Genomic DNA, 1,613 nt, shown 5'->3' on the forward strand with positions numbered 1-1,613 from the left:
AGTTCGCCCGCCGCCTTCCACACATCGACCGGATAATGGTGCTTCTCGTCCCACTCCGCCGCAAAGGGAGTGATCCTGTCCGCCGTGAACTTGCGTGCGGTCTCCTGGATTGCGAGTTGATCTTCGCTCAATCCAAACTGTTCGGTCATCTTCGCCCCTGTGTGCTCTGCGCCACCCCTTCAGGAGCAGCGGGTATACTTGAGCGGTCCCGGCATCGCATCCTTGCCGTAGTCCCGCCGGATCATCGTCTTGCCGTCATCCTGCACATCGAGGACGACGTCCTGGGTCCAGCTCTGCCCTTCGCCGGTATAGTCGAACGTCGCGCGTATCCGGCTTTCGCCGGCTTCCTTGATCTCGCCCAACCTTGCTACCGACTCGTAGAACTTCAACTGGTCTGCCGAAATCTCCAGCAGCCCCTTTGCATCGCCCTTGTTGCTGGTGCAATCCGCCGTGACAAGGCCCCACCGGCCGCGGATGGTTTCGGGGATCTCGGCCATGCCGGCGGCGGTGCCGTCATCCTGCTCGTCCGCCGCGGCGGCCGTCGTTTCCAGCACGGCGGGCGCTTCCTCCTGGAACACCTCTTCCGTCTGGGTCGGGGCTGCGGAGGACGCTGTCGTGTCCGGGTCAGGCGAGCAGGCACCAAGCGCAAGCACTGCGGCAAGGGCAACCAGGGGAAGCGTGCGGTACATCGGTCGTCTCCATTCGGCACCGGGTAAAGGTGCGGGAACGCACGGTTACCTTTCCCGGTTGCCGTGGTGAAATCAGCCGACGAGTTCGATGATGTCCTTGCCAAAGAGGTCTTCGTCGGAGGGAAGCACCTTGTGCTGGGGCAGCGGCTTGGAGACCCAGGTCTCGTTGATGAGATCGCGCCAGGTGACGTTGTTGTTCGTGCCGTTGCCGCCCCATGATCCGCAGCCCAGCGAGAAGGTCTGGCGCATACCGTTCCACAGGTTGCCCGAGTTGGAGGCCGACTGCGGCTGATTCACCATGACGCGGCTGGTCTTGGTGCCCATCGCCAGCTTCGTGATGTTCTCGTCGCTCTGCGAGTAGATGCCGCAGGAGTGGCCCTGCCCCTGATAGCTCTGGATGGCGTTGGTAAGCCGGATCGCCTCGTCGATGTCCTTCGCGCGGTAAAGTGCCATGGTGACAGTCATCTTCTCGCCCGAGAACTTGTGGTCCGGGCCATGGCCGGTTTCGGGCACGATGAAGAACGCGGTATCTTCGGGGATTGCAAACCCGGCGTAGTCGGCAATGAACTGCGGGGACTGCGCCACGACCTTGGCATTGATGTGCTCGCCATCTTCCCAGATCGCTTTCTCGAGCTTCGTCTTGTTTTCGCCCTCGATGATGAAGCCGCCCTTGGCCTTCAGCTTTTCGAGCATTGCGTCGTAGATCCCGTCGAGCAGGATCACCGCGTTGTCCGACGAGCACGAAGCGGCGTAGTCCAGCGTCTTCGACAGCAGGATCTTGGCTGCGGCATCATCAAGATCGGCGGTGTCGTCCACGGTGATGACCGCATTGCCCACACCCACGCCAAGCGCCGGGGTGCCCGACGAGTAGGCCGCCTTCACCATCGGCGTGCCGCCCGTCGCCAGAATGCGGTCGCACTGCTT

General features: G+C 62.4%; 3 protein-coding genes. All 3 read right to left on the bottom strand.

The window, feature by feature from the left end; translation table 11 throughout:
• A partial coding sequence (locus QOL62_RS19765; RefSeq protein ID WP_283407305.1) for an acyl-CoA dehydrogenase family protein occupies positions 1-149 on the bottom strand: 149 nt, incomplete at its 3' end.
• Between the two features lie 30 nt (positions 150-179).
• On the bottom strand, positions 180-689 hold the full coding sequence (locus tag QOL62_RS19770) for a hypothetical protein (RefSeq protein WP_283407311.1): 510 nt from the start codon (positions 687-689) through the stop codon (positions 180-182).
• A gap of 72 nt (positions 690-761) precedes the next feature.
• A partial coding sequence (locus QOL62_RS19775) for an aldehyde dehydrogenase family protein (RefSeq protein WP_488165571.1) occupies positions 762-1,613 on the bottom strand: 852 nt, incomplete at its 5' end.

Source organism: Novosphingobium panipatense (assembly GCF_900182875.1).
In the GTDB taxonomy this organism is placed as follows: domain Bacteria; phylum Pseudomonadota; class Alphaproteobacteria; order Sphingomonadales; family Sphingomonadaceae; genus Novosphingobium; species Novosphingobium panipatense.